At 65.1% G+C, this 26452-nt stretch carries 25 protein-coding genes and 1 tRNA gene; 11 read left to right on the top strand and 15 right to left on the bottom strand.

All coding sequences use genetic code 11. From position 1 onward, the window contains the following. Positions 1-51: 51 nt before the first annotated feature. The 8 genes from mobF to OVY29_RS18845 all read right to left on the bottom strand — a co-directional run bounded on the left by mobF (position 52) and on the right by OVY29_RS18845 (position 8867). Complete coding sequence (gene mobF / locus OVY29_RS18880) at positions 52-2838, bottom strand: MobF family relaxase (protein WP_313911906.1); 2787 nt, start codon at positions 2836-2838, stop codon at positions 52-54. Then, the gene (locus tag OVY29_RS18875) at positions 2838-4676 is read right to left on the bottom strand and encodes a type IV secretion system DNA-binding domain-containing protein (RefSeq protein ID WP_313911905.1); all 1839 of its coding nucleotides are present in this window, start codon (positions 4674-4676) and stop codon (positions 2838-2840) included. Before OVY29_RS18875 ends, mobF begins: the two co-directional genes overlap by 1 nt. After that, the gene (locus OVY29_RS18870) at positions 4673-5044 is read right to left on the bottom strand and encodes a hypothetical protein (protein WP_313911904.1); all 372 of its coding nucleotides are present in this window, start codon (positions 5042-5044) and stop codon (positions 4673-4675) included. The genes OVY29_RS18875 and OVY29_RS18870 overlap by 4 nt, the downstream gene beginning before the upstream one ends. Before the next feature lie 207 nt (positions 5045-5251). Beyond that, the gene (locus OVY29_RS18865) at positions 5252-5896 is read right to left on the bottom strand and encodes a hypothetical protein (RefSeq protein WP_313911903.1); all 645 of its coding nucleotides are present in this window, start codon (positions 5894-5896) and stop codon (positions 5252-5254) included. A gap of 78 nt (positions 5897-5974) precedes the next feature. Beyond that, the gene (locus OVY29_RS18860; RefSeq protein WP_313911902.1) at positions 5975-6148 is read right to left on the bottom strand and encodes a helix-turn-helix domain-containing protein; all 174 of its coding nucleotides are present in this window, start codon (positions 6146-6148) and stop codon (positions 5975-5977) included. Between the two features lie 175 nt (positions 6149-6323). After that, on the bottom strand, positions 6324-7223 hold the full coding sequence (locus tag OVY29_RS18855) for a hypothetical protein (protein WP_313911901.1): 900 nt from the start codon (positions 7221-7223) through the stop codon (positions 6324-6326). Between the two features lie 89 nt (positions 7224-7312). Continuing rightward, positions 7313-8629 carry a tyrosine-type recombinase/integrase gene (locus OVY29_RS18850; protein ID WP_313911900.1) on the bottom strand — a complete coding sequence of 439 codons (1317 nt, stop codon included), beginning with the start codon at positions 8627-8629 and terminating at the stop codon, positions 7313-7315. Positions 8630-8793: 164 nt separating this feature from the next. Then, a tRNA-Cys gene (locus OVY29_RS18845) sits at positions 8794-8867 on the bottom strand. A 247-nt stretch (positions 8868-9114) separates the two neighbouring features. Here OVY29_RS18845 and OVY29_RS18840 point away from each other — a divergent pair. The 5 genes from OVY29_RS18840 to OVY29_RS18820 all read left to right on the top strand — a co-directional run bounded on the left by OVY29_RS18840 (position 9115) and on the right by OVY29_RS18820 (position 16063). After that, positions 9115-9777 (top strand): protein-L-isoaspartate O-methyltransferase family protein, encoded by a 663-nt coding sequence (locus tag OVY29_RS18840; RefSeq protein ID WP_037553742.1) that lies wholly within the window; start codon positions 9115-9117, stop codon positions 9775-9777. Positions 9778-9817: 40 nt separating this feature from the next. Then, a complete protein-coding gene (locus tag OVY29_RS18835; RefSeq protein ID WP_313911899.1) occupies positions 9818-11314 on the top strand; it encodes a TolC family outer membrane protein in 1497 nt (498 codons plus the stop codon). 104 nt (positions 11315-11418) lie between these two features. Further along, positions 11419-11820, top strand: a complete 402-nt coding sequence (locus OVY29_RS18830; protein WP_235211430.1) for a DUF2497 domain-containing protein — start codon at positions 11419-11421, stop codon at positions 11818-11820. Positions 11821-11993: 173 nt separating this feature from the next. After that, positions 11994-14294 (top strand): DNA topoisomerase IV subunit A, encoded by a 2301-nt coding sequence (parC, locus tag OVY29_RS18825; protein WP_037553746.1) that lies wholly within the window; start codon positions 11994-11996, stop codon positions 14292-14294. A gap of 89 nt (positions 14295-14383) precedes the next feature. Then, positions 14384-16063 carry a putative bifunctional diguanylate cyclase/phosphodiesterase gene (locus OVY29_RS18820; protein WP_235211431.1) on the top strand — a complete coding sequence of 560 codons (1680 nt, stop codon included), beginning with the start codon at positions 14384-14386 and terminating at the stop codon, positions 16061-16063. On the opposite strand, the gene OVY29_RS18815 is transcribed toward OVY29_RS18820, so the two are convergent. The 4 genes from OVY29_RS18815 to OVY29_RS18800 all read right to left on the bottom strand — a co-directional run bounded on the left by OVY29_RS18815 (position 16036) and on the right by OVY29_RS18800 (position 19249). Next, positions 16036-17241 (bottom strand): CCA tRNA nucleotidyltransferase, encoded by a 1206-nt coding sequence (locus OVY29_RS18815; RefSeq protein WP_409581470.1) that lies wholly within the window; start codon positions 17239-17241, stop codon positions 16036-16038. The two genes, OVY29_RS18820 and OVY29_RS18815, sit on opposite strands and share 28 nt — an antisense overlap. Continuing rightward, on the bottom strand, positions 17229-17813 hold the full coding sequence (locus OVY29_RS18810; protein WP_152567556.1) for a CoA pyrophosphatase: 585 nt from the start codon (positions 17811-17813) through the stop codon (positions 17229-17231). Before OVY29_RS18810 ends, OVY29_RS18815 begins: the two co-directional genes overlap by 13 nt. Continuing rightward, positions 17813-18397 carry a DUF1285 domain-containing protein gene (locus OVY29_RS18805; protein WP_037553748.1) on the bottom strand — a complete coding sequence of 195 codons (585 nt, stop codon included), beginning with the start codon at positions 18395-18397 and terminating at the stop codon, positions 17813-17815. Before OVY29_RS18805 ends, OVY29_RS18810 begins: the two co-directional genes overlap by 1 nt. A gap of 348 nt (positions 18398-18745) precedes the next feature. Continuing rightward, positions 18746-19249 carry a GNAT family N-acetyltransferase gene (locus OVY29_RS18800; protein WP_037553750.1) on the bottom strand — a complete coding sequence of 168 codons (504 nt, stop codon included), beginning with the start codon at positions 19247-19249 and terminating at the stop codon, positions 18746-18748. A 90-nt stretch (positions 19250-19339) separates the two neighbouring features. On the opposite strand from OVY29_RS18800, the gene OVY29_RS18795 reads away from it, so the two are divergent. Together OVY29_RS18795 and OVY29_RS18790 are read left to right on the top strand one after the other, a co-directional pair. Next, a complete protein-coding gene (locus OVY29_RS18795) occupies positions 19340-19711 on the top strand; it encodes a dihydroneopterin aldolase (RefSeq protein ID WP_037553752.1) in 372 nt (123 codons plus the stop codon). Then, a complete protein-coding gene (locus tag OVY29_RS18790) occupies positions 19708-20469 on the top strand; it encodes an SDR family oxidoreductase (protein ID WP_037553753.1) in 762 nt (253 codons plus the stop codon). The genes OVY29_RS18795 and OVY29_RS18790 overlap by 4 nt, the downstream gene beginning before the upstream one ends. A gap of 142 nt (positions 20470-20611) precedes the next feature. On the opposite strand, the gene OVY29_RS18785 is transcribed toward OVY29_RS18790, so the two are convergent. Both OVY29_RS18785 and OVY29_RS18780 read right to left on the bottom strand, forming a co-directional pair. Further along, a complete protein-coding gene (locus OVY29_RS18785) occupies positions 20612-22045 on the bottom strand; it encodes an NAD-dependent succinate-semialdehyde dehydrogenase (RefSeq protein WP_037553755.1) in 1434 nt (477 codons plus the stop codon). A gap of 48 nt (positions 22046-22093) precedes the next feature. Beyond that, positions 22094-22693 carry a TIGR02466 family protein gene (locus OVY29_RS18780; protein WP_037553757.1) on the bottom strand — a complete coding sequence of 200 codons (600 nt, stop codon included), beginning with the start codon at positions 22691-22693 and terminating at the stop codon, positions 22094-22096. A gap of 123 nt (positions 22694-22816) precedes the next feature. On the opposite strand from OVY29_RS18780, the gene OVY29_RS18775 reads away from it, so the two are divergent. Then, positions 22817-23737 carry an SMP-30/gluconolactonase/LRE family protein gene (locus tag OVY29_RS18775; RefSeq protein ID WP_313911898.1) on the top strand — a complete coding sequence of 307 codons (921 nt, stop codon included), beginning with the start codon at positions 22817-22819 and terminating at the stop codon, positions 23735-23737. 9 nt (positions 23738-23746) lie between these two features. After that, positions 23747-24436 (top strand): VIT family protein, encoded by a 690-nt coding sequence (locus OVY29_RS18770; RefSeq protein WP_037553762.1) that lies wholly within the window; start codon positions 23747-23749, stop codon positions 24434-24436. On the opposite strand, the gene OVY29_RS18765 is transcribed toward OVY29_RS18770, so the two are convergent. Further along, complete coding sequence (locus OVY29_RS18765) at positions 24433-24816, bottom strand: DUF488 domain-containing protein (RefSeq protein WP_037553764.1); 384 nt, start codon at positions 24814-24816, stop codon at positions 24433-24435. The two genes, OVY29_RS18770 and OVY29_RS18765, sit on opposite strands and share 4 nt — an antisense overlap. Positions 24817-24873: 57 nt before the next feature. On the opposite strand from OVY29_RS18765, the gene OVY29_RS18760 reads away from it, so the two are divergent. Both OVY29_RS18760 and OVY29_RS18755 read left to right on the top strand, forming a co-directional pair. Then, positions 24874-25980: a DUF2855 family protein gene (locus tag OVY29_RS18760; protein WP_037553766.1), complete on the top strand. Its 1107-nt coding sequence runs from the start codon at positions 24874-24876 to the stop codon at positions 25978-25980. A gap of 48 nt (positions 25981-26028) precedes the next feature. Further along, positions 26029-26418: a hypothetical protein gene (locus OVY29_RS18755; RefSeq protein ID WP_037553767.1), complete on the top strand. Its 390-nt coding sequence runs from the start codon at positions 26029-26031 to the stop codon at positions 26416-26418. The last annotated feature ends 34 nt before the right edge of the window (positions 26419-26452 follow it).

Below are 26452 nucleotides of genomic sequence, written 5' to 3'. Positions count from 1 at the left end.
CGCCTTTGAACGGCTCGATAGACCGTTCAAAGAGCGTTCTCAACCGATTGGTTAGCCCATCCCCATCAACCTGCCCGGCGCCATCGTAGCTGCCGCTGCTGGCAGGCCCAATGTAGCCCCCGCCCCATGGAGCTTATCAAGGGCCGTTTGCACCCTCCCGGCGCGTTCACTGATAGCGGACATCAGATTGCCGCGATCATTGGTCAAGATGGTGACCGATTCTTTGGCACGGGAAATCCCCACGTAGAAGCTCTTCTGATCAACTAGATTGGTCGCCTTGCTGTCGGCATGGATAATGACATGCTCGGCGGAGCGCCCTTGGGCTGCGAAGGCTGTTTCAACATAGGCATGGGCGATATGCCGGTCACGGGCGGCATCTAGATTGAGCGTCTCGGTCGTCCCTCGTGCGGTCTGGATAATGGCGGTGCGGGTCTGGTCATCCACGGCGATCACCTCGCCGCGCCCGCCGTTGATGCGGCCCGCTTCTCGGTCGTTGCGGGTGAACCGGATGTTGTCGCCGATTCTCAGGTCCAAGGGCTGCGGCGCGAAAGCCTGAACCTTCCCAGCGCCCCATTGCCTAAGCCGCCAATCCACCCGGCGCCCGTCCTCTGATTTGAGCGCGATGGCTGCCTTGGCCGGGTCGATGCTCTCGACGCGATAGGCTTCGCCCCGCACCACACCCTTGTCGGCATAGTCGCGCGTGAACCTGACCACATCACCCTTGTCATAGCTCACCGGGTCGCGCGCCTCGGCGCGGGTCAGCCCCTTATTGGCAAGGCTCTCCATGGCGACGCTGGGGCCGGTGAGCACGCCCGATCTGGTGAGCGCTGCGCGAATATCCGCCGTCAGCGTATCGCGACCCTCACGCGATGGCTCGATAATGAGGGTGCGGGCGCGCGCCGCCCTTTCCAGTCCGGCATATCGTTCGGCGATGGTGGCGAAGCGTTCGGCACGATCGGCATTCTCGATAATCTGGCCGCCGCCACGATCCAGCGCGGCCAGCGCCTTCTTAGCATCACCCTCGATCGACGCCAGCACGGCTTCCTTGGTGGCCGCGTTGGTTTGTCGAACGATCTCGCCGAGCTTCGCCGTCTCCATGCCCGCGCCCTGCAACTGCGCGAACGCCGCGCCCGCCTCGACCGATCCAAGCTGTTTCACGTCGCCAACAAGGATAATGCGGGCATGGTGCTTGTCGGCCAGGTCGAGCAGCCGGGCGGTGTCGCGGGCCGATAAAAGGGATGCCTCGTCCACGATCCACGCGGCGGGTTGGCCGGGATGCGGGCGCTCGGGCGACAACAAATGCCGCGCGACCGTATCGCTGCACGCACCCAGCGCGTCACCCAGCACCATCGCGGCCGACGCCGTGGGAGCAAGCGCGACGACGGACAGGCCCCGCGCCTCGGCCTCGCGGGCGAAGGTCGCAAGAACGGTCGTGGTCTTGGCGGTGCCCGCATAGCCCTGAACAGCAGTGATGCGATTACGACTAGTTAATAGCTGCTCGGTGGCCGTGCGCTGGTCGGCGTTCCAGCCAAAGCCCGCCCGCTCGGCCTGCGTCGCCGCGCTGGCAACGGCCTTGGCGGCGGCGAGCGGCGACGCAATGGGCGCAACCGCGCTGCGCCCCTCGGCCTCGATCCGCAGCATTTTGGCTTCGGTTTCGACATTCTGGCTCGTGGTGAACCCGGCGAACTCCGCGCCATGCCGGTCGAGATAGGTCCGGTCGATCAATTCGCCCTGTTTCGCGGCGGCGTCGATAGCGGCCCCGATCTCGGAATAAGCGACCTTGCCCAGCCCAATCCGTCCGGCCTCCTCCTGCAAGGCGGAGGCCGAAAAGACCGACTGTCGCTCGCCGAGCTGGTCGGCGGCATGGGCGACAGCGCGATCCGCCATTGTCGCCTGCTCGGTCATGTCGGCGCGGTGCGCGGGGCTGGCGGCATTGGTTTCAGCGTGCCTGACCATCGCCAGCCGCGCCTCCGTTCCGAACCCGACTGCGCTCGCGGTCTCCCGCCAGTCGGCAACAAGGGCGGCGTGATCGGTCGCGACCTTCGCTTGCCGGGTGTTGAGCGCGGCCATCTGCTTTTCGGCGGCGCTGGCGGCATCGCGCGTTGTGCCGCGTGTGGAAAGCGCCGCCTCGATCTCGGCGCTGCGGGTGCTGAACGCGCCGATGACCTCGCTCGACACGCCCTTGATCTCGAACAGCGAGTCCTTGCCCACCTCGACCTCATAACCGAGTTCGCGAACCTTCAGCGCCAGTTCCTGCCGGTAGATCGCGCCGATCTGTTTTTGAAGCTGGTAGATGGCGCGCGGCTCAAGGCTGCGCCATGCGCCGTCCTCACCCCGCGTCGCGTTCATGATGACGTTGTGAGTGTGAAGCTGCGGGTCTTGAGCGCGGCTGGTGCCGTGTTGAAAGCTGGCAACGACGAGATTGCCGGTCGCTTCGCGGGTCACGGTGCCACCATCGCGGATGCGGGTCGCGGCCATATGCTTCTCGACATGCGCCATCGCGGTTTTGACCGCCTCGCTATGTGCCGCGATCAAGCGCCGGTCGCCCGCGACCTCGGCCATGATCGACACCGACTTGGGCGCGCTCAAGGTCACGTCCCAGCCGGGACGATGCTCCAACTGCCCATTGCGATAGGTGCCTAGTCGCTGCTCGTTGATCCGGCCGTCGAGCAAATCACGAAATTGATCGCGATCCACCTCGCCGGAAAGGCCGAGCACCTCCGCGCCTTGGCCCTGCCATTCAGATGGGGATAAGCCGCCCTCGGCATAATAGTCATCGGCCTCATAATAGCTTCTGGCCTGCGCCGAACTGGTCAGCGCCGATACCGACGCCACCATCAGACCGGCCCCCGGCTCTTAGGCGGCGGCGGTGATGGCCGCGGCGATGGCGGCGAAGGCGGTGCCGCGTGCGCTGCCTGCCGCCAATGCGTAGTCTTCGGATCGCCCGCGACGAACCCCGGCTGGCGTGCTTTCCCGCGCCGCGCGAGATGATCGGCGGTGAGCTTGATCCGCGCGACCGGCAACCCGTCGGGGAACAGCAAATAGCCCTCATACTTCGGCAGGCGGAGTTCGCTTTCGAGAATGGCGGGCCGCATCTTCCGCATCCGGCCCAAGGTCGTGCGCGCCGCATCGTCGCCCTCGGCGAGCGCGTCGGTCATGGTCTGGATTTCGACTTCGCATTCGCCGATCGTTTGACTGGCCCAAACGCGGGTCTCGCTGTCGATGGTCTGGAGGAACAGCTTGGTATTGCAGCAACCAAGCATCGATTCCGCGATCTGCGGGCCGTAACGATGCCGCATCTGGCCAAGCGCCTGAAAGGTCAGCACCACCGCCGCGCCGAACTTGCGCCCTTCGGGCAGGAGCCGCGCAAGATTATCGACGCGCGGCAGGTCGGCCAGCTCGTCGAGCACGAACCAGATTCGCCGATCGAGCGACGGGGGAAGCCCCAGCACGGCGCTCGCCGCGCATTCTAACCAACAGGCGAGCAGGGGCTTCGATGCCTCGAAATAATCCTCCTTGCGCGGGACGAATATCCAAGGGCGCGCGCCGGTGCGCCTGTCGAGCCCGGCGATGAAATCCCGGAAGGCGAAGGGCGTTTCATCCTTTGCTTGGGTGCGCAGGAACTGGATCAGGTTCGCGGCCTTGGCGAGCATGAACAAGACGCTGCCCGTTGCGCGGTCGGCGTCCTCGGCGAAGGTCCGCGCGGACGAACTGCCCGCCAGCCAGACTTTGAGGTCGTCCTTGGTGCGATCCTGCAAGGCGTCGAGCAAATCGGGCAAGCTGCACTTGCCCTCGCGCCATAGTGCCCGGATCATGTTGGCAACAAGAATGCGGCTGGTTTCGAGCCACACATCGCGATCATGCTGGCCGGTCTCGGTGATAAGCTGCTGCGCGATACGGTCGGCGTCGGCGGGGTGCGCGATCTCGGCGAACGGCGACCAGAAAGCGCAGCGGGCATCGAACGGATTCAAGATGATGTCGCCGCGCTCGGGGTCGTAATAATGGGCGATGAACTCGCCGCTGGTATCATAGACCAGCGCCGCTTCGCCACGCGCCTCGACCTCATCGAGCATCTGGCGCAGCGCCGTGGTCTTGCCACTGCCGGTCGTGCCAATCATTGCTGTATGCCGCGTCTCGAGCCGCGCCGGGATCGGCACCGAGCCGATGGCGAGCGCATTGGATTCGGCATCGGCGGCGGTCAGGGCCGCAAGCTGCTTCTCAGTGGTGACGAGGGTTCCGGCGATGACACGATCGCGCAAGGCGCGCTCGCGACGGCGCGCCCTGACGCCGCGCAAGAGAAGCAGGCCGGACAGCCAGCCCACGAAACCGAGCAGGCCGCCTTTGCTCGATAGCGACAAGAGGCGTGATGCCGATCCGCGATAATAGCGGTCAGCAACCACCGCGCGGGCCGGGACGCGATATTGTGCGCCCTCGTATGTGACGGTGATCGCCGGATCGGGACTGAAGGCGATCCAAAGCGCTCCCTGCGCATGGGCGAATACGCCGATCGCCCATTGCTCGTTCTTGTCGAGCATCGCGTAGGGCGCACCGATCGCGCCCAGGGCGACCGATGCGAGCATGACACCAGCCTGTCGTTTGAACCGCTGCCACTGGCTAAGCCGATGGTGCCGGCGCAGAGCATCCGCATGGATGCGGCGATCGTGAGATTGGATCATGGCCGCTTCCCCTGCGAAAGCCGCCGCTGGCGATCGTAGGCCTCGTTGATCTCGGCGACAGCGATCTCATCGGTGGTGCGCTCGCCCAACCCCGCGCTACGGGCGTAGCAATAGGCGGCGCAGGCGGTGAACAGCGCCCGGTCCAGCATATGTTCGATATCGGCAATGCGGTTGCTGACCGACGCCAGTTCGGAGACCAGTTCACCCGATATGGTGTCGCGCGCGGCAGGGTCGGCGAGCGTCGCGACGCCCGTGTTCACGCTGCGCTGGAGCATCGCGTAGACGCTGATGCCTCGGCGCTCGGCGAGCGCGCGAAGCGCCTTGTCGAGCGACACGGGCAGGCGGACGGTGTGGCGAACGAGTTTCATCGGCCGCCTCCCATGAGACAGCGATCCGCTGTCTCAACCAAAGGCGGAAATCCGCACTTTCCAAGAACACAGGAAAAGGCGCCGCCGGATCGCCGCCTCAAAAAGTGGCGGAAAAGCTGGATGCACCCGTGCGTGAGGTGTGTATCCAATTTACGGGTCCGATGCGTAGCATCGTGGCCCTGCGACCTCGCCATAAGGGCGGCCGGATCAGGCATGCGCCGAACTTTTCCGGCAAGCATCGCACAAGGAGCCGTCGGGTTCGCCGGAGCAGCAATCGCCGGGTCGATCGCTCGCGTTCGGCATGGCGCCGGTTGCCCGTTTGGCGGAATGCTCGTCCACCCATCGGGCGATTGCCGCACGGGCTTCTCGGTCGGTCTTGGGGCGGTCGATCTCGCGGCGCTGGCGCGGCTGATCGTAAAGACCATGTTCGACGATCCAGTCGCGTATTGCTCGCTCGACCGCTTCCTGCACTCGCCCGTCGAGCCGATGGGCTTCAATCGGATCGAGATGCGTGGTCACGCCGGGAGACTCGATCAACCCGCCCAGCGGAAGATAGCTCACGCCCGCCTTTTGCAACGGCCCGTCGATCCGCAAACTTGAAACCTCGCCCCGGTGGATATGGAGCGACGGGCGCTCATTGAGCGTCCAATGCGCGATGGAACTGCGATAGGTTTCGCCGTCCTCGTCGTCTGCGAGCAGCCGCTCGATGAGCGGCAGGGTGAATCGGGCGATGCGATAGTCGGCGGTGAAGTGGAGCGTGACCTCGCGGCCAACCCATAAGTGATGGGCCAGCCGATCCATGGCGCGTTGAAAAATGGACATGAGGAATCCTTTCGTGAAATCACGATGCAAAGCTCTCGGGTGCTTCGGGGAGCAGGCGCGGAGTGGCCCCGCCAGTTCAAAAGGCTGGGCCCGTGGAGCGCCTGCGGGTCAGATGGCTGTGCGGAACTGCGCCAATCGCCGGATGGATTCGGTGGTCAGCAGCGTTCGCCTGCCGATTTTGATGGCGTCGAGACCACCGGATTTTATCAGGGCGTAAACCGACGAGCGCCCGACGCCGAGCGCCTTGGCGGTGTCATTAATCGATATGGCAATGGGTTCCATGCGAGTGTCTCCTTGCTGCCGATTCGCGGCGAGAGACATGCCAAGTTGCACATGGTTGCCGGTGTGTCGTCCAGCAATGGGAAAGCCCTAGAAGTCTGCCGTTGACGCGCATTACAGAAATGCAGGGCTGGGGTCCGAAAATCCACTGGCGGCGATCGAAAAACGATAATGCTGGTCAGCGGTCTTCGGCGGACGCGTTCATCTCCAAATGCGTGCAGATTTTTTCCGCATAACGCGTCAACTGATCGCGGCGCGGCACGTCACCGGACTCATCGGCATTCTTTTCGAGCCATTTATACAGCCAATCTTTGACGGTGCTGATGGCCGCCGTTCGATCGGCTATATCCAGTGTGCCTAGCCGGGGGTCACCGATCAACGAGACAATCGCATCGTCATAGCGGTATTTGGTGTTCCGGCCGGGTCCGCCTCTGCGCTTCGGTCTGCTCATCGCGAGCATCGTCTCGACATCATCGCGATGAAGATAAAGGTCGGCGGGCAGCGACATCGCGGTCGGGTAACGCATGACCATCCCCCGATCCTTGCTGTGTTCGGAGAACAGAAAATAGCGCAGTCTGCCGAAAAACTGCCTGCGTTTGAGAGGAACCCGCTGCTTGCGGAAGCGGGAAAGATAATAGGCTTGCGGGCCGTCCACCTTCTGCAAATAACCCAGCACCTCGTCAAAGAGCCTGTCCGGCGCGTGGGGCAGCTTCAATGGGGCATCGGGGATTTTCAGGCCGTATTGATATGCCTGCCGCCCAAGGTGCGGCGCCATCGTGGCTGCCAGCGAAGCGAGTGTGAGGTAGTAGAAGATGTCGGTCGCTGTCGAATGGTCCGAGACAAGGATGCCGATCAGGAAGATTATAGACAGGAACCCAAACCCGAAGCTGATGATGAAAGCCAGATTATAAAATCGCAGCGGCGACGGCTTGGCCTGATCGATGATGGCCGCGTTCGTGTTCAAACCTTCATCCAGATCGTCCGATCTGAATTGGGCCAACACCTTCCAGAGGGGCACATTGTCCGCTTCGTCCCCGTCTGCGAAGATTTTCCAACCTTCTCCGGGGCGACCTGTCATCTGTTTCCTCCTGCGCGCAATTCATCGAGATAGTCGCTCCATTATTGCGCCATTTCAACAGGCTCAATCCACTACCCGGTCGATCACACTTAACCCCACCCCCTCCTTGTCCTTGGCGAATAAGAGGCGAGTGGCGATCCGCGCGAGGCTCCGATGGGCACCCCTCGACCTATGCCGTATGCCGGTCGGTGCTGAGGTCTCGGCGACGGGCATCGGTTTCCTCCTTCACGCAGATCGTCGAGATAATCACTCCACCATTGGGCCATTTCGACGCGTTCGGCCCAATAGGCCGACTGGTTGTAAATGCGGCGGACTGTCCCCCCGACCGCGTGCGCCAGCGCACGCTCGATCGCATCGGGATTCCAATATCCCGATTCATTGAGAAGCGACGATGCCGACGTGCGAAAACCATGCGCAGTCATCTGGTCCTTGGGAATCCCCATTCGCCGTAGCGAGGCGTTCAGCGTGTTGTCGCTGATTGGCCGCGCCCGCGTGCGGACCGACGGGAAGACATACTGGCCAGAGCCAGACAGCAACCGCATGTCGGCAAGGATCGCCAAGGCCTGCCGCGAAAGGGGCACCGCATGGGGCTGGCGCATCTTCATCTTAGCTTCCGGAATCGTCCAGACCGCCCTGTCAAAATCGATCTCGCTCCATTCCATCTGTCGCATTTCGCCGGGACGCTGAAACAGATGGGGAATGAGTCTCAATGCCGTCATGACGGCCGGGTCGCCCTGATAGTCGTCGATCGCGCGCAGTAGCCCGCCAAAAGCCACCGGATCGGTAATCGCCGCAAAATGCTTTACCTTAGGAATCGTCAGCGCGCCGATCAACAAATGCGCTGGGTCACGGTCAGCGCGCGCGGTCGCGACGCCGTAGCGGAACACACGGCTCACGAAAGACCGCAGGAGATTGGCGGTTTCGAGCCTACCCCGACGCTCATGCTTGCGAAGTTCATGCAAAATCTCGTGAGGCGTAATCTCCGCGATCGGCCGCCTGCCAAATTCAGGACCCAGCAGCTTCACGAACCAGTGCATCTTTTTCAGCGTCGGCGCGGCCAATCCTTCGCGGGTCTTCTTCTGGATAAGATCGTCGGCGACCTGCGCAAAACTGTTGCGAGCGCGAACGCTCGCCTCAATTCGAGCCTCGCGCTTAACGGAGCTCGGATCAATCGATCGCGCCAATTGCTTGCGGGCTGCATCGCGCGCCTCGCGAGCCTCCGCCAAACTAACCTCCGGATAGGCACCCAGCGCCAGCTTACGTTCTGCGCCATTTATGCGATACTTTAGTCGCCAAAGTTTGCTGCCATGCGGATTGATCTGAAGATATAGCCCCTTCGCATCTGAAACCTTGTAAGGCTTCTCCCGGGGCTTGGCATTCCGGATCGCGGCATCGGTCAGCGCCATTTGGGGGCCTCGCGCATTTTGGGGCAGCCTCTGCCCCGAAAAAGGCCCCCAACGACCGCAATTACGGACAATCAGTGACCATCACCGGCAATCAGTGAATGCTTAATAACTAGCAGAAAACTGGGAGTTTTTCAACCATCAGCAGCCGTCTGCTGACAGGGTAATGGAGGCCCGAGCCGGAATCGAACCGGCGTATACGGATTTGCAGTCCGCTGCGTCACCACTCCGCCATCGGGCCTCAGGCGCTTGAAATGCGTGGAGACAGCGCCCCTAGCGGTTTCATTTGGCACTGGCAATCCGCTTGTTTCGCTATTTCGAATCCATATCGCGCGCGATCCTTGGCCGATGCGGGGTTGGCGGTCCGGCGCCGGCGGGCTATGCGCGCCGCAGCGGGTCGCTCCGCTGTATTACTATTGCAATACAGCGCCGCTTCGGCTAGAGCTGCCCCGCAAAGGCTTAACCCTCAGGGAATCGGAACACGGCTGATGGCGACAAAGTTTAGCGAAATCACGGCGGCGGAGATGCGCTCCGCCATGATCGACAGCCAGCTCAGGACGAACGACGTCATCGATCCCGCGGTGATCGGCGCGATGGCCGTCGTGCCGCGCGAGGCGCATGTGCCCGCCGCGCTCGCCGGCGTCGCCTATATGGACCGCGCGATCGCGCTCGCGAACGGCCGCGCGCTGAATGCCCCGCTCGTCGCCGGCCGCATGCTCGTCGCCGCGGCGGTGCACCCCGGGATGCGCGTCCTGCTCGTCGGCAGCGCGACCGGCTATACCGCGGCGCTGCTCGCGCGCCTCGGCGCCGAAGTCCACGCCGTCGAAGAAGATGCCGAGCTGATGACGACGGCGCAGACAGCAACCGCAGACGCCAATATCCATTGGGTCCAGGGCCCGCTCGCCGCGGGTGCACCCGATGCCGGCCCGTTCGATCGCATCATCGTCGAAGGCGCGATCGAAACGCTGCCCGCCGCGCTCGTCGCGCAGCTCGCCGAGGGGGGCCGGCTCGTGGCGGCGCGCCGCGAAGGCGCGGTCACGCGGTTGGTCGAAGGCGTCAAGGTCGGCGGCACCGTCGCGCTGCGCAGCTTCGCCGACATGGACGTCGCGCCGCTGGCCGGCTTCGCCGCGCCCGCGGGCTTTCAGTTCTGACGACCGGACCCACCCTTCCTTGCTACAGGCTGACACCACGATGACCGATACCGATAAAAAACCGTCCCTTCGTCGTGCCCGCTGGCTTGCCGGCCTTTCGGCGGGCGCGCTGCTGCTGCTGCCGACGGGTGCGCATGCGGAAACATTGCAAGGAGCGCTTGCGAAGGCGTATGAGAATAATCCGACGCTGACCGCTGCGCGGGCCGGCCAGCGCGCGAACGACGAAAATGTCCCGATCCAGAAGAGCTACGGTCTTCCCGACATCGGCACGCAGGCGAGCTATGACGAGAATCTGATCCTTCCGGGCAACAGCTTCAATTCTCCCGCGCGTTCGCTGTCGGCGGGCGCGCAGCTGACGGTGCCGCTCTATCAGGGCGGCGCGGTGCGCAATGCGCTGCGCGCCGCGAAATATCGCGTCGAGGCGGGGCAGGCGGATCTGCGCGCGACCGAGGCGAGCGTCTTCTCGCAGGTGGTCGGCGCCTATATGGACGTCATCCGCGACCAGGCGATCGTCCAGCTCAATCAGAAGAATGTCGCGGTGCTGCGCACCAATTTGCAGGCGACGAGCGACCGGTTCGAGATCGGCGATTTGACGCGCACCGACGTCGCGCAGTCCGAAGCGCGGCTCGCGCTGGCCGAGGGCGATTTGCGCACCGCCGAAGCCAATCTGATCGCCAGCCGCGAGGGCTATATCCGCCTCGTCGGGGAGGCGCCGGTCGATCTGCAGCCGCCGCCGCCGCTTCCGAACCTGCCCGCGACCGCCGAGGATGCGGTCACGGTCGCGCTCACCAGCAATCCCGACATCGAATCGGCGAACGAACTGGTCAACGCGTCGAAGGCCGACATCGGCACCGCCAAGTCGAGCCGGGCGCCCAAAGTGTCGGCGATCGTCAATGGCGGCTACAATAATTACCTCGGATCGCTGAACAGCGGCGTGCCAGGGGTCAGCGTGACGCAAGAGACGTCGAGCGCGGCGGCGGGGGTGCAAGTCACGCTGCCGATCTTCACTGGTGGCCGCCGTTCGGCGCAGGTGCGCCAGGCGCAATCGCGCAGCAGCCAGGCGATCGAGCAATATATCGAGGTCGAGCGCGGCGTCATCGCGCAGACGCGCGGCGCTTATGCCGCGTGGCAGGCGAACGAACGTATCATCGCCGCGACGCGGCAGGCGGTGAGCGCGAACGCGCTGTCGCTCGAAGGCGTGCGCGCCGAAAACAGCGTCGGCACGCGGTCGATTCTCGACATTTTGAACGCCGAACAGGAATATCTGAACACGCAGGTGCAGCTCGTCTCGGCGCAGCGTAACAGCTACGTCGCCGCTTTCTCGGTGCTCGCAGCGATGGGCAAGGCCGAGGCGCGCGACCTGGGGCTCGATGGCGGCGCGCTCTATGATCCCGAGGTCAATTACAAGCGCGTGAAGGGCGAGCTGTGGGACTGGGCCGACGATCCGGCGCCGCAACAGGTCGCGAACGATACGCGCGCGGTCCCCGCGGCAAATGCCGGTGTTCCCGAAGGCCCGCCTTCGCTCTCGCCACAATAAGGCTTGGCAAAACGCGCCCTGAATCGATAAGAGAAGGGTTAACCATCCGGTAATCGCGATGGTTTAAGGGGCTTGTTATGGGCGATATGTCGCGGGAACCGTCGATGGAAGATATCTTGTCGTCGATTCGGCGCGTGATCGCTCGCGACGAAACGCCGGGTACGGTGCGCGAAGCGCGTGTCGCCGAAGCCGACGATATTCTCGACCTTCAGGAGCAGGAAGATCGCGCCGCAGCCAAGGAGGCGCCCGAGGCCCGGGAACTGGTCTCCGAAGCGAGCGCCGATGCCGCGCGCCAGTCGCTCGAGGCGTTGACCGCCGCGGTCGCTCCGGCGGCTACCGCAGCGGCGGTCGCCGCACCGCCCACCGCCCCCGGCCGCACGATGGAAGACGTCGTTCTCGACGCGCTGCGCCCGATGCTCAAGGACTGGCTCGACGCCAACCTGCCCCCGCTCGTCGAGGCGATGGTGGCCAAGGAAATCAGCCGGATCACCGGCCGCAAATTCTAGACGCCAATTCCCAACGCGTGCAGCCTTCGGATGCGATAGCCGGATTGCGGCTGCCTTTCCCTCGCGCGGAACCCCGAGAAGAAGCGCGGAAAACGACCTAGCTGCCCCCATATCGCGCCGCGTCGACGCAAGGCTTTGCCTTGGCGCGCCAGCCTTGCTATCGGCTGCGGACAATGGCCAGCACGACAGACGATCTTCCCCCTTCAGAGCCCGGTGACAGCATTGATACCCCGTTCGACAGCGCGCTGTCCGAGCGCTATCTCGTCTATGCGCTGTCGACGATCACCGCGCGCTCGCTGCCCGATCTGCGCGACGGGCTGAAGCCCGTCCACCGCCGCCTGCTGTGGGCGATGCGCGCGATGCGGCTCGACCCGAGCCAGGGCTACAAGAAGTCCGCCCGCGTCGTCGGCGACGTCATCGGCAAGTTCCACCCGCACGGCGACACCGCGGTCTATGACGCGATGGTGCGCCTCGCGCAGGATTTTTCGCTCCGCTATCCGCTCGTCGACGGTCAGGGCAATTTCGGCAATATCGACGGCGATAACGCCGCAGCGTACCGCTATACCGAGGCGCGGCTGACGCGCGTCGCGATCGACCTGATGCAGGGACTCGACGAAGGCACGGTCGATTTCCGTCCGACCTATAATGGCGAGGATGAAGAGCCCGAGATCATGCCGGGGCTGTTCCCGAACCTGCTCGCCAATGGCGCGAGCGGGATTGCGGTCGGCATGGCGACGAACATCCCGCCGCACAATGCGGCCGAGGTGATCGGTGCCGCGCTGCTCCTGATCGAGAATCAGAATGCCGAGCTTTCAGAGCTGCTAGAACATGTGAAGGGCCCCGACTTCCCGACCGGCGGCATCGTCGTCGACAGCGCGGAGACGATCGCGCACGCCTATGAAACCGGACGCGGCGGCTTTCGCGTCCGCGCGCGTTTCTCGACCGGCAAGACTGCCGGCGGCGACTGGGAAGAGAGCGGCATCGAGAAATTATCGGGCGGCACCTGGCAACTCGTCATCAGCGAAATCCCCTATGGCGTCGCCAAGGGCAAGCTGATCGAACAGATCGCGCAGCTGATCGCCGACAAGAAACTCCCGATCCTTGAGGATGTTCGCGACGAGAGCGCCGAGGATCTGCGCATCGTCCTCGAACCCAAAAGCCGCAACGTCGACCCCGAGGTGCTAAAGGAGAGCCTGTTCCGGCTGACCGACCTCGAAAGCCGCTTCGCGCTCAACCTCAACGTCCTCGACGCGACGCGCACGCCCAAGGTGATGGGGCTGAAACAGCTGCTAGCCGAATGGCTGCAGCACCAGATCATCGTCCTCGTTCGCCGCGCGCAGCACCGGATCGACAAGATCGACGACCGGCTCGAACTCGTTGCAGGCTATATTATCGCCTTCCTCAACCTCGACCGGATCATCGAGATCATCCGCACCGAGGATGAGCCCAAGCCGGTGATGATCGAAGAGTTCATCCTGACCGACCGGCAGGCCGAAGCGATCCTCAACATGCGCCTGCGCAGCTTGCGCAAGCTCGAGGAAATGGAGCTCAAGCGCGAGCAGACCGATCTGACCGCCGAGCGTGAGGAACTCGCCAAGCTGGTCGAGAGCCCGGCGCGGCAGAAGACGCGGCTGCGCAAGGACCTCGAAAAGCTCCGCGACGTCTATGGGCTCGAGACCCTGCTCGGCGCGCGGCGCACGACAATCGCCGAAGCCGCGCCGACGCGCGAAATCCCGCTCGATGCGATGATCGAGAAGGAACCGGTGACGGTGATCCTGTCGAAACGCGGCTGGATTCGTGCCCAGCGCGGTCATGTCGCGCTCGACCAGTGGGGCGAGTTCAAGTTCAAGGAAGGCGACGAGCTGCTCTTCGCCGCGCACGCGCAGACGACCGACAAGCTGCTGATCGCCGCGAGCGACGGGCGTTTCTTCACCGTCGGCGCCGACAAATTGCCCGGCGGCCGCGGATTCGGCGAGCCGCTGCGCCTGATGGTCGATATCGACCCCGAGGCGCGAATCGTCGCGATGATCCCCGCGAGCGCCGACGGGCGCTTGCTGCTCGCCTCGACGAGCGGCCACGGTTTCGTCGCGCAGATGAGCGAAGTGGTCGCCGAGACGCGCAAGGGGCGCAACGTCGTCAATCTGAAGCCGAAGGCGGCGCTCGCCGTCGTCCGCTCGATCGGCGTGCAGGACGACAGCGTCGCGGCGGTCGGCGAGAACCGCAAGCTCGTCGTCTTCCCGCTCGCCGAGGTGCCGGTGATGGCGCGCGGCCAGGGCGTCATGCTGCAACGCTATCGCGACGGCGGCCTGTCCGACGCGGTCAGCTTCACCTTTGCCGAAGGTTTGAGCTGGGCGATGGGCGGCGACACCGGCCGGACGCGGACCGAAACCGACCTCGCGCCCTGGCGCGTCGCGCGCGGCGCGGCGGGCCGGATGCCGCCGACCGGTTTTCCGCGGAACAATCGCTTCGGCTGACCGTATTTATAGGTAGCCGTAAATCCCTTCTTTACTTCCCGTGACCTAGGCATTGGGCAATGGGGAAAGGTCGCACAAAACCCTCTGTTATGCCTATTGATCGAACCGGCGAAGACCGGCCCTTGTTGTTCGTCGGCTGGATCGACGCGTTGCCCGTCCCGGCCGCGCTGATCCGACCGATGGCGCGCGGCAATTTCCGGCTTCATGCGAGCAACGCCGCCTTTGACCGGCTCAGCTTGTCGCCCGTCGGCGTCGACGCGCCGATCGAACTGCTCCGCGCGATCGAGCGCGCGTCGCAATATCCCGACGAATCGCAGGAATTCTCGTGCCAGCTCGGCGAAGGACCCGCGGCACGAGATCTGCGCGGATCGATCGGCCCGCTGCCCACCGAATCGGGCGACGACGGGCTTTTCCTGCTGACGCTGATCGACCGGACGCAGGAGATGATGACCGAGCGCAATTTGCGCCGCGAACTCGTCTCCGACAGCCTGACCGGGCTACCCAATCGCGCCGGATTCGAGGAGCTGGTCGAACAGCGCGGCCGCACCGACGGCCCGGGGGGTGACCATGCGATCCTGCTGCTCGACCTCGCCCGGTTCAGCCGCATCAACGAACATATCGGCCCGATGGCAGGCGACGAGCTGATCATCACCGTCGCGCGGCGATTGAAATCGAGTCTGCGCAGCGGCGACATATTGGCGCGCACCGGCGGCGACGAATTCGCCATTTCGACCCGCATCGCGGGCGGCCGCGCCGATGTGCGCGAAATGGCGCGGCGCATCCGCGGCTGCTTCGACCATCCGTTCCGCATCGGTGAATTGAAAGTCAGCGTCGACTGCGCGCTCGGCTGCGCGATTCAGCCCGCGATTGACACCGATATCGCCGATCAGATCCGCCATGCGCAGATCGCGCTCAAGCGCGCCAAGCAGACCGACCGCATCGAAATCTACGAACCCGAAGCCGCGATGCTGTCGGACAATCGCTTCGGACTCGAAACCGAGCTGCGCAACGCGATCGAAGAAGACCGGCTCCACCTCGCCTTTCAGCCGCTGATCGAGCTGTCGAGCGGCCGCGTCGCCGGATTCGAGGCGCTCGCGCGCTGGGACAACAGCAGTGGCCATGCGGTGTCGCCGACCGAATTCATCCCGATCGCCGAGGATTCGGGGCTGATCGTCCCGCTCGGCCAATGGGCGATCGGCAAGGCGGCCGAGGTGCTCGCCGAATGGGACAAGCAGAATGGCGCGGTCGTCGACGCCTATTTCTCGGTCAATGTTTCGGCGATTCAGCTGGTGCGCGACGATGTCGCCGGGGTCGTCCGCCAGGCGCTCGAAAAGCACAGGATCGGCGGCGAACGGCTGATGATCGAGCTCACCGAAAGCGCGATCATCGGCGACCCCGATCTCGCGTTGTCGGTGCTGAGCGAATTGAAGGCGCTCGACGCGCGCGTCGCGATGGACGATTTCGGCACCGGCTATTCGAACCTCGCCTATCTCCAGCGCCTGCCGATCGACGTGCTCAAGATCGACCGCAGCTTCGTCGAACATATGGTCGACGACCGCGACAAGGTCGCGATCGTCCGCACGATCCAGAGCCTCGCCGAAGTGCTGGGCATGCGCACCACCGCCGAGGGGGTCGAGACGACCGACCAGGCGCGGCTGCTATCGGCGCTCGGCTGCGATTTCGGGCAGGGTTTCCTGTTCGCGCGGCCGATGGATGGCAAGGCGGCGCTCGATTATTGGCGTCAGTCGCTGGTGCGCCCGATCTTCTGATCGACGAGCTCGACGACGCGCGACGCGCCGGGAAAATCTTCCGCCACCCATTCGGCCTCGACCGCTTTCAGGATGCGCGCAACCTCGGGGCCCGCGGCGATTCCGCGCGCCACGATGTCGCCCCCCTTCAGCGGCAGCGGAGGAACCGTCCATCCGGACAGGGCTCCGATAGCCGCAGGGTCGCCGGCGAGAAGGTGGACATCGCGCGCGGCTTCGACGCCGATCGCGTGCGCGAGCTGGCGGATCGGGCGCTCGATGTCGGCACGGTGGCCGCCGAGCGCGGCTAGATGCTTGCGCTGCCGCGTCGAGAGACGGAGCCGGCTCGCGACCTGTTCGGTAATCGCCGCGTCGGTCGGCAGCAGCGCCGCGAGGCGGCGGAGCGGCGCGATGGTGGCCGCCGCCGCGCGTTCGTTGGCGATAAGACGGTCGAGCGCGGCCGCGAAACCGGCATCGAGTTCGGGGAGCAGCACTTCGAAAATACCGTCAGCCGCCATCTGGCGCACGATCGCGCGCGGGTCGGGAAGCGAGAGTATCTTGAGCAGTTCGTCGGCGATCCGCTCGCGCGACAGGCTTTTCAGCGACTGGCGCGCGGTCACCACTGCGGCGTGGCTGATCGGGTCGAGGTCGCCGCGCCCGAAACGCGCCGCGAAGCGATAGAAGCGCAGGATACGCAGATGGTCCTCGGCGATGCGCGTCGCGGCATCGCCGATAAAGGCGACCCGCCCCGCGTCGAGGTCGGCCAAGCCCCCGAACCAGTCGTCGATCGCGCCGGTGTCGGGATCGGCATAGAGCGCGTTGATCGTAAAGTCGCGGCGCGCGGCGTCGTCGCGCCAGTCGTCGGCGAAGGCAATCGTCGCACGGCGACCGTCGGTTTCGACATCACGGCGCAGCGTCGTGATCTCATGATGGTCGCCGCTGGCGATCGCGGTGACCGTGCCGTGCGCGATACCCGTCGGGATGACCTTGATATCGGCGGCCGCGAGCCGCCGCGTGACCTCTTCCGGCAACAGCGGGGTCGCGAGATCGATATCGGCGACGGGCAGGCCGAGCAAAGTGTCGCGCACCGCGCCGCCGACGGCCTTGACCGCGCCGCCGCCGGCGGTCAGCGCGGCGACGATCCGGCGCAGCCCCGGACGCTCGCGCCATTCAGCGGGGGGGAGCCGCGTCACCGGTGCCATCCTGCCGGCAAGCGCCGCGCCAGATTGATGATGATTCCCGCCGTCACGCCCCAGATCCGCCGCCCCTGCCAGTCCATGTCATAATAATGGCGGTCGTGCCCCTGAAAATTCGCGTGCTGGCGCGCATAATTGTCGGGGTCGAAGAGGATGTCGAGCGGCACCTCGAACCAGTCCTCGACCTCGTCGGGATTGGGATCGAAGGCGAGGTCGGGCGGGATCACGCCGAGCACCGGGGTGATCCGATAGCCGCTGCCCGACTGGTAGGGTTCGGTCGCGCCCGCGATCATCACGTCGCGGCGATTGAGGCCAATCTCTTCTTCGGCTTCGCGCAGCGCCGCATCGATCGCGTCGCGGTCGCCCGGATCGATCTTGCCGCCCGGAAAGGCGACCTGTCCCGCGTGGCTGCGCAGCCACTGCGGGCGCTGGGTGAGGATGACGCCGGGATCGGCGCGGTCGGTGAAGGCGATGAGCACCGCGGCGTCGCGCAGCGTCGGTGTCCCGAGATAGGCCTCGTCCTCGCCCGGATCAGGCAGCAGATTGTCGAGCGCGTCGCGCAATTTCTTCGACAGCATCAGGCGTCCACCAACGGGAAGCACGTGCCGTTCGACCAGATCGCGGGCGGCTCTCCTCCCTCGGCCAGCGCCAGCTCGACGATCTCGTAATAGAGCGCGCGGTCGATCCGCGCCTCGAGCCCGTTGCCGATCGCGCCTCGGACGTGCAGCCGCGGGTCGGGATTGTCGGCGTCGCGGCCGAAGCCCAGCGGGTGGTCGGCCCCCGCCATCACAAGGTCGTCAGTATCGAGACGGAAGACGAGCTTGCGATCTTCCTCCTCGCCTTCGCTCTTCATCTCGACGGCGCGGAAAGGCGTGTCCTCGATCGCGATCGCGAGCTTTTCGGTCGGAGTGACGAGGACGTGGCCGCCATCGGGCTCGCGGCGCAGGATCGTCGAGAAGAGCCTGACCATCGCGGGCCGGTTGATCCGTCCGCCTTCATGATACCAGCTGCCGTCGGCGCGGATTTCCATCGCGCTGTCGCCGGTGCGTTCGGGATGCCAGCTTTCGACCGGCGGCAGCTTGCGCTCGGCAAGCAGCTCGGCGGCCTCGGTCAGCGAAAGCTGCGAGAAGTCTTTGGGAAGCGATGGTGGCGGTGTGACCATCCATCCGACATAGGAATGTGGGTGCGCAAGTAAAGGCACCCCATGCCGACACGCACGGGATTCGCGGCGGGGAAGACCATCAGAAAACTGCGCAACTTCATTCGCGATTGCAATTTGTATCGACTTGCTGACGTGCTCCCCCGCGAAAGCCGCGGCCCATTTTACGGCAGACGCGACCCTCTGTCCTGGACTCCGGCTTTCGCCGGGGAGCACAATCGGGCAAATTCAGGGAAATCCCAGAAAACTGCGCAACTTTACTCGCAAATCGCAGTTCGGTGGGGCAGGCGGACAGCATCCCCGAAGGCTATGCTGCCGGAATAATGTAGGACAGCGATTTTTCCGGCTTGCCTAGCGCGGCCCGATCATCCCTGCCGCCGTCGGCAATTCATGCCCGTTCACCGCCCGTGCGAGCAGGCGGCGTTTCTCGAATGGGCCGGGCAGATCCCATTCGCCCGTGGCGTCGGCCTTAAAACCGAAAAAGCGGCCATAATATTCGGGATCGCCGATCATCATCAGCGCGCTGTCGGCGCAGGTCTCGGCGGCGTCCAGCATATGCGCCATCAGCGCGCGGCCGTGACCGCCGCGCTGGACGTCGGGATGGATCGCGACCGGGCCGACCATGACGAGCGGCGTCACGGTACCATCAGCGCCGCGATGCGCGACCGGCCAGCACTGGATCGTACCGATCAGCGCGCCGTCCTCGACGAGCGCGAAGCTGAGCGCGGGCACCGCATCCACGCCTTCGCGGATGCGGTAGGCGGTTCGTCCAAAGCGATCCGTTCCGAAAGCGGCGTCGAGGAGAGCCTCGACCGCCTGCGGCTCGATGTCGGACAATGGAAGTAACTCGACCAACGCGTACCCTTTCGCTAATGCGGCGGCGCTTTAGGGTCCGACGCCGGTGATGGAAAGCCGAATGTCACGCCCGTTCGACAGGATTTTCTTGTGACCGATATATTGTGGCTGGAAGTGACCGGGCTGACCGTCGAAGTGCTCACCGGCATCTATTCCGAAGAGACGCACCTGCCGCAGCCGCTGCGCATATCGGTGCGGGCGAAGCTGGCGATGGCCGATCATTACGAGCCGACCACCCCGCTCAGCCGCTCGAAAAATTATATGCACCTGAAATTCGCGGCGACCGAGGGCATCCCGAAGGACGTCCATTTCGTGCTGATCGAAAGCGTCGCCGACCATATCATCGACACCTTGTTCCTGCAGGACGAGAAGGTCGAGGAGGTCGAGGTCAAGATCGTCAAGCTCGCGATCGCCGAGGAGGGCGAAGAGATCGGCATCACCATGCGGCGGTCGCGCAAATGACGCAGAAGCTGGCGCTCGTCACGGGTGGGCTCCACCGCGTCGGCGCCGCGATTTCGGCGCGGCTCGCGCGCGAAGGCTATGAACTCGCGCTGCACAAGCGCAGTCCGGGCGACGCCGATCCGGTGCTGGCGGAGGCACTCGCCGAGACGGGCGCGATCAGCCACCGCTTTGCCGCGGACCTTGCCGAGCCGGCCGCGGTCGATGCACTGATCCCCGCGGTGATCGAAAAATTCGGCCGCGCGCCCAACCTGCTCGTCAACAATGCCGCGCTGTTCGCCGAGGGCGAATGGGGCGATCTGTCGGCCGCCGCGCTCGCCGAAATGATGCAGATCAACCTGTCGGCGCCGGTGATGCTGGCGAAGGCACTCGTCGCCGCGAGCGAGGGCCAGCGTCCCGCGATCGTCAACATCGTCGACCAGCGCGTCGTCCATCCGGTGCCCGATCAGATCGCCTACAGCCTCTCGAAATCGGCGCTGTGGCAGGCGACAGCCACGCTGGCGGTGGCCTTCGGAAGTCGCGCACGAATCAATGCGGTTGCGCCGGGGCTGACGATGGCGACCGACGATTATTCGAGCACGCAGGTCGAGCGGCTGGCGAAGCGTATGCCGCTGGGCGCGCTGCCGACGCCGGCGCACATCGCCGACGCGGTTATCTATCTGGCGCGCGCCGACGCGGTGACGGGGCAGACGATCTTCGTCGACGGCGGCGCGCATCTGGCGCCGATGGGGCGCGATTTCGTGGCGCTGGAGCGGGATTAAAATCCTCCCTGTCGCGAAGCGATGGGGAGGTGGCAGCCCGAAGGGCTGACGGAGGGGCTTTGACGTCACCGTCGCGGCCCCTCCACCACTCGCTTCGCGAGCGGTCCCCCTCCCCATGGCTCCGCCACAGGGAGGATCTAAATCAATAAATGTGCACCGCCTTGGTGACGAGATACCCATCCAGCCCCTCGGGCCCGCTTTCGCTGCCGAAGCCCGATTCCTTGATCCCGCCGAACGGCGTGTCGAGCGCCGAGATGACGAAGCTGTTCACCCCGACCATGCCGCTTTCGATGATGTCGACGATGCGGTTGATGCGCCGGCCATTTTCGGTGAAGGCGAACGCCGCGAGGCCATAGGGCAGCCGGTTCGCCTGTTCGAGCGCCTCTTCCTCGGTGCCGAAGGGGCGGATCAGCGCCATCGGACCGAAGGGTTCGTTGTTCATCGCGTCGGCCTCGACCGGGACATCGGCGATCGCGGTCGGCTGGAAGAAATAGCCGTCGCCGGTCGCCTCGCCGCCCGCGATGACGCGCGCACCCCTGGCTTTCGCGTCGGCAACCAGCGCTTCGAGCGCGGGTACGCGACGCGCGTTGGCGAGCGGGCCCATCTGCGTGTCGGCGTCGAGGCCGCTGCCGATCTTCACCTTTTGGGTGCGTTCGGCGAAGCCTTTGACGAAGGCGTCGTAGATGCCCTGCTGGACATAGAAGCGCGTCGGCGAGATGCAGACCTGCCCCGCGTTGCGGAACTTCTGCCACACGACCCTGTCGAGCGTCGTTTCGAGATCGCAATCGTCGAAGATCAGCACCGGGGCGTGGCCGCCGAGTTCCATCGTGATGCGCTTCACGCCGTCGGCGGCGAGCTTCATGAGATGCTTGCCGACCGTGGTAGAGCCGGTGAAACTGACCTTGCGGATCACCGGGCTCGCGAGCAAATGCCGGCTGATCATGTCGGGGTCGCCATAGACGAGTTGCGCCACGTCGCCGGGGATGCCCGCATCGGCGATGCAGCGCATCACCGCGCTGGTGCAGCCCGGCGTTTCCTCCGGCGCCTTGGCTATGACGACGCAGCCCGCAGCGAGCGCGGGGGCGATCTTCTTGACCATCAGGTTGACCGGGAAGTTCCACGGGCTGAAGCCCGCGACGGGGCCGACGGGGTGCCTGGTGACCATCGCGCGCTGGCCGAGCGGGCGCTGGAGGACGCGGCCCTCAATGCGCTTGCCCTGCTCGGCGAAATAGTCAAACAGCCCCGCCGCCGAGAGCACTTCGCCGCGCGCTTCGCCGATCGGCTTGCCCTGTTCGAGCGTCAGCAAGGTCGCGATATGGTCGACGCGTTCGCGGATGATCCCCGCGGCCTTGTGCATCAGCGCCGCGCGCTCGTCGGGGGTCTTCGCACGCCACGCGGGCCAGCCACGGTCGGCGGCAGCGAGTGCCTCGTCCAGGTCGGCCGCGGTCGCGACCGGCAGGTCGGCGATCGTGCCGGCGGTCGCGGGATTATAGACCGGCCGCTCGTCGCGCCCCTCGCCGCTCCGCCAGGCACCGTCGATGAAGAGCTGGAGGTCGGCGTCGTAGGTCGCGGTCATGGAAAATCCTTGGTCAGGAAAGGGGGATGACGGCGATATAGGAGCAGCTCAGCGATAGTTAAAGCTGATGCTGATCCGCTCGCCCTTGCCCGAATGCGGCATCACCTCGTGGCGCAGCCAGCTTTCCCACAGGAACACTCGGCCAGCGGCGGGTTCGGCGTAGATGAAGGGGTGCAGATGCTCGGGTGCATCGTCGGTGCGCCCCGGCGCGGCCATCAGCATCGGTAGGCGCGGATCTTCGAGCTTGAGCGCGCCCGATCCCGCCGGGACGGCGACGTAGAAAGTGCCCGACACAATGCTGTGCGGGTGGATATGGCCGCTGTGGGTACCGCCGGGCTTCAGGATATTGACCCACAGGCTGTCGAGCTTGAGCGGCTTGGCGAGGTCGAAGTGGCAGGCCTTGGCGAAGGCCTTCACCTGCTTGTCGAGCAACTTTTTCAGGTCGTAGAAGGCCGGATCGCGCTCGGGCAGGTCGCCGAGGCTCGCATAGCTCGTATAGCCTTTATAGCCATGCTCGCGGCTCCACGCCTTTCCCGCCCCATCCTCTGCGGCGAACAGGCGGCAGCTCTCCTCCAGCTCTTTGAGCAGGTCGGGGGTGCCGATGTCGGCCTCGTAAAAATGGGTGGCGAAGAGCGTGCGAACGGGCATGATGGCCGCAAAGCATAGGATAAGAGCAAGAGCAAGGAATACACCGCCTTCGTCACCCTCGAACAAGACAAGTGGCTCGTTCGAGGGTGACGAAGATAGAAATGCACAAAGAGGGAGATGGGGATGGCCGAGTTTGAACTGATCGCCGACGGATTGCGCTTTCCCGAGGCGCCGGTCGTGATGGACGACACAAGCGTCATCGTCACCGAGATCGAGGCGAGGCGGATCACGCGCTGCTGGCCGGGCGGCAGGAAAGAGGTCATCGCGACCCCCGGCGGCGGTCCCAACGGCCTTGCGATCGGCCCTGACGGCAAGCTGTATTGCTGCAACAACGGCGGGTTCAACTATGTCGAATCGAACGGCTACCTCGCCCCCCACGGCATCGCCGACGATTATTCGGGCGGGCGGATCGAGCGGATCGATATCGAGACGGGCGCAGTCGAGGTCCTCTATAAGTCGGGCGATCATGGCGTGACGCTGCGCGGCCCGAACGACCTGATGTTCGACGCGCACGGCGGCTTCTGGTTCACCGATCACGGCAAGGTCGATTATGCGGCGCGCTGCCACGATATCGTCGGCATTTTCTATGCCAAGGCCGACGGCAGCTTCATCGAGGAAGTGATCTTCCCGAGCTATAATCCCAACGGCGTCGGCCTCTCACCCGACGGGACCAAGCTCTATGCCGCCGAAACCTACACCTGCCGCCTGACGCAGTTCAACATCGTCGCGCCGGGCAAGGTCGACGATGCCGCGGGCCCCGGCGGCCCCGGCATCCCGCTTTACCGCCCTGCGGGCTATAAATTCTTCGACAGCCTCGCGATGGAAGCGAACGGCAATATCTGCGTCGCGACGATCGGCGAGTGCGGGATCAGCGTCGTCTCGCCGCAGGGCGAGCTGGTCGAATTCGTCGCGACCGACGACATCTTCACCACCAACATCGCCTTCGGCGGGCCCGACCGGCAGGATGCCTATATCACGCTGTCGGGAACCGGCCGGCTGGTGAAGACGCGCTGGGCAAGACCCGGACTGCAACTCCAATATTAGGGGCGACAAATGCACGAGGAAACCCATGCCGTCACGCGGATCGGCTGGCTGCGCGCCGCGATCCTCGGCGCCAACGACGGGATCGTATCGACCGCGAGCCTGATCGCGGGAGTCGCGGCCGCCGGCGCGTCGGAGGCATCGATCCTGATCACCGGCAGCGCGGGACTCGTCGCGGGCGCGATGTCGATGGCGGCGGGCGAATATGTGTCGGTGAGCTCGCAGGGCGATGCCGAAAAGGCCGACGTCGAGCTGGAGAAGCGCCACCTCGCCGCCGATCCCGAGTTCGAGCTCGAGGAGCTGACGCAAATCTATCAGGAACGCGGGCTCGACCGCGCGCTCGCCGAACAGGTCGCAGCGCAGCTCACCGCGCACAATGCGCTCGACACGCACCTGCGCGACGAGCTCGGGATGACCGACGCCATGGCGGCGCGGCCGGTGCAGGCGGCGGCGGCTTCGGCGGCGAGCTTCGCAACCGGCGCTGCATTGCCGCTCGCGACGGTGCTCGTCGATCGGGGCGACACCTTGCCCTTCACCGTGTCGGCGGCATCGCTCGTTTTCCTCGCGATCCTCGGCGCGCTCGGGGCGTGGGCGGGCAATGCGCCGATGCTGCGCCCGGTCGTGCGCGTGACCTTCTGGGGTGCGATGGCGATGGCGGCGACGATCGCGATCGGCTCGCTGCTCGGGACGACGGTGGGCTAGCGCCGCTCCAGCCACTCGCGGAGCGCGACGGCGTTATTCCGGTCCGCGTCCTTCGCGGCGTAGAGCAAGGTCACGGGCCCCGTCTGCGCCGCCGCGTCGAGCGTGAAAAGCGCCGCCTGCACTTCATCGCCGCCCGCGTCGAGTTCGGCGAAATAGTCGTGGCGGAAGGCGTCCCAAGCTTCATCCGATGTGGCGGTCTCGCCATGGAAGCGCTTGCGTAAGGCATCGCTCGGCGACAGCGGCTTTAGCCACGCCGCGAGCGCCGCCTTCTCCTTCGACACCCCGCGCGGCCACAGCCGGTCGACGAGGAAGCGCGTGCCGTCCCCGGGACCAGCCGGTTCGTGGATGCGTTTGACCGCGATTGTCAGGGGCGGCGCCATCTGTATGACTATCGGCCATCCCGCACTCGCGGGCAAGCCAATCGGAGGGGTCCGAACATGAGCAGAGCTGGCTGGGCGATCGACATCGATCGCGATGATATCACGCAAGCAAAATTGGTCGCCGAAACCGCCGCGCCGCTCGCGCCCGGACAGGTGCGCGTTCATCTCGACAGCTATGCGATGACCGCGAACAACATCACTTACGCAGTGTTCGGCAAGCCCGTGGGGCTGTTCGGCAACGACCAGGGCTATTGGGATTTCTTCGCCGAGCGTGATGCGCCCGGCCGCCTGCCCGTCTGGGGTTTTGCGACGGTGACCGAAAGCAACGCCGACGGCGTCGCGGCCGGCGACCGCTTCTACGGCTATTATCCGATGGCGGAGGGCGCGGTATTGACCGTCGGAAACGCTGGATCGGGTGGCTTTACCGACGTCACCCTGCGCCGCACCACGCTGCCCCCGATCTACAACCATTACCAGCGGGTCGAGGCGCTCGAAGGCTATCGCGCGGCCGACCATGATTATTGGCCGGTCTTTCGCCCGCTTTTCCTCACCGGCTGGCTGATCGCCGACCAGTTCGAGGACGAGGGCGATTATGGCGCGAGCCAGATCCTGATCGCGAGCGCGTCGAGCAAGACCGCGATCGGTCTTGGCTTTTCGCTCGCGCGGCGCGGCGACCATCGTCCCGAAACGGTCGGCCTGACCAGCAAGGCCAATGTCGCCGACCTCGATGCGCAGCGCATCTACGACCGCGTCATCGCCTATGAGGACATATTGACGCTCAATCCCGGTACGCCGTCGGCGTTCGTCGATATGGCGGGCAATGGCGCGGTCACACGCGTCGTGCACAGCCATTTCGGAAACAATCTGAAAGCCTCCATCATCGTCGGCAAGTCGCACTGGGACGCCGATGCCGGCGGGGCCGCACTCCCCGGTCCCGAACGGCAAGGCTTTTTCGCGCCCGGCCGCAGTCAGAAACGCATCGCCGACTGGGGCGGCGCGGCGTTCGGGCAGAAGATCGCCGAGGCCTGGCTCGCCTTCATGGACGTTGCGCCGCGGCTGACTTCGGTCGATAAGCGCAGCGGCGGCGACGCGGCGCTTGCCGCCTATCGGGAGATGCTCTCGGGACAGGCCGACCCCAGAAAGGGGATCGTCGTCGTCCCATGAGGGTCGCGTGGGAGCAGTTCCTTTCCTAGCCGCACGAAAGGAAAGCTTATGCTTCGCACGATTGCTTTCATCGCCTCGCTCGCGCTCCTGCTGCCGGCAGGCGCGGCGCTCGCCGAAACACCCAAGGCCGCGCCCGCGCGCAAGGCCGACCTCGCCGACCGTGTCGCGGGCACTTACAAGGGAGCGGTCGTGTCCGACGCGCGCGGATCGTCGCGCGACAATGTCACGATCACCGTGACGCGCACCGGCCCGAACAAGGTCGAGGTCAAGTCGGACTATCCGCGCATACCGACGGTGACGATCCCGCTCGAAAAGGCGATGGACGCGATTCTCGCCGCGAGCGGGCCGTCGGTGTTCCTGCTCGACACGGTGCGTTCGCCCGACCGGCTCGACCTGACGATCGACGATGCGAGCTGGTCGGGCACGCGCGCGAAATAGCGCCGCGGCGCGGTTGACGTTAACGTCAATCTGC

The organism is Sphingopyxis sp. SE2 (assembly GCF_032227185.1).
Classification (GTDB): domain Bacteria; phylum Pseudomonadota; class Alphaproteobacteria; order Sphingomonadales; family Sphingomonadaceae; genus Sphingopyxis.
Note: the sequence above shows the minus strand (reverse complement) of the source record. Positions and strands in the feature narration are given on the sequence as shown.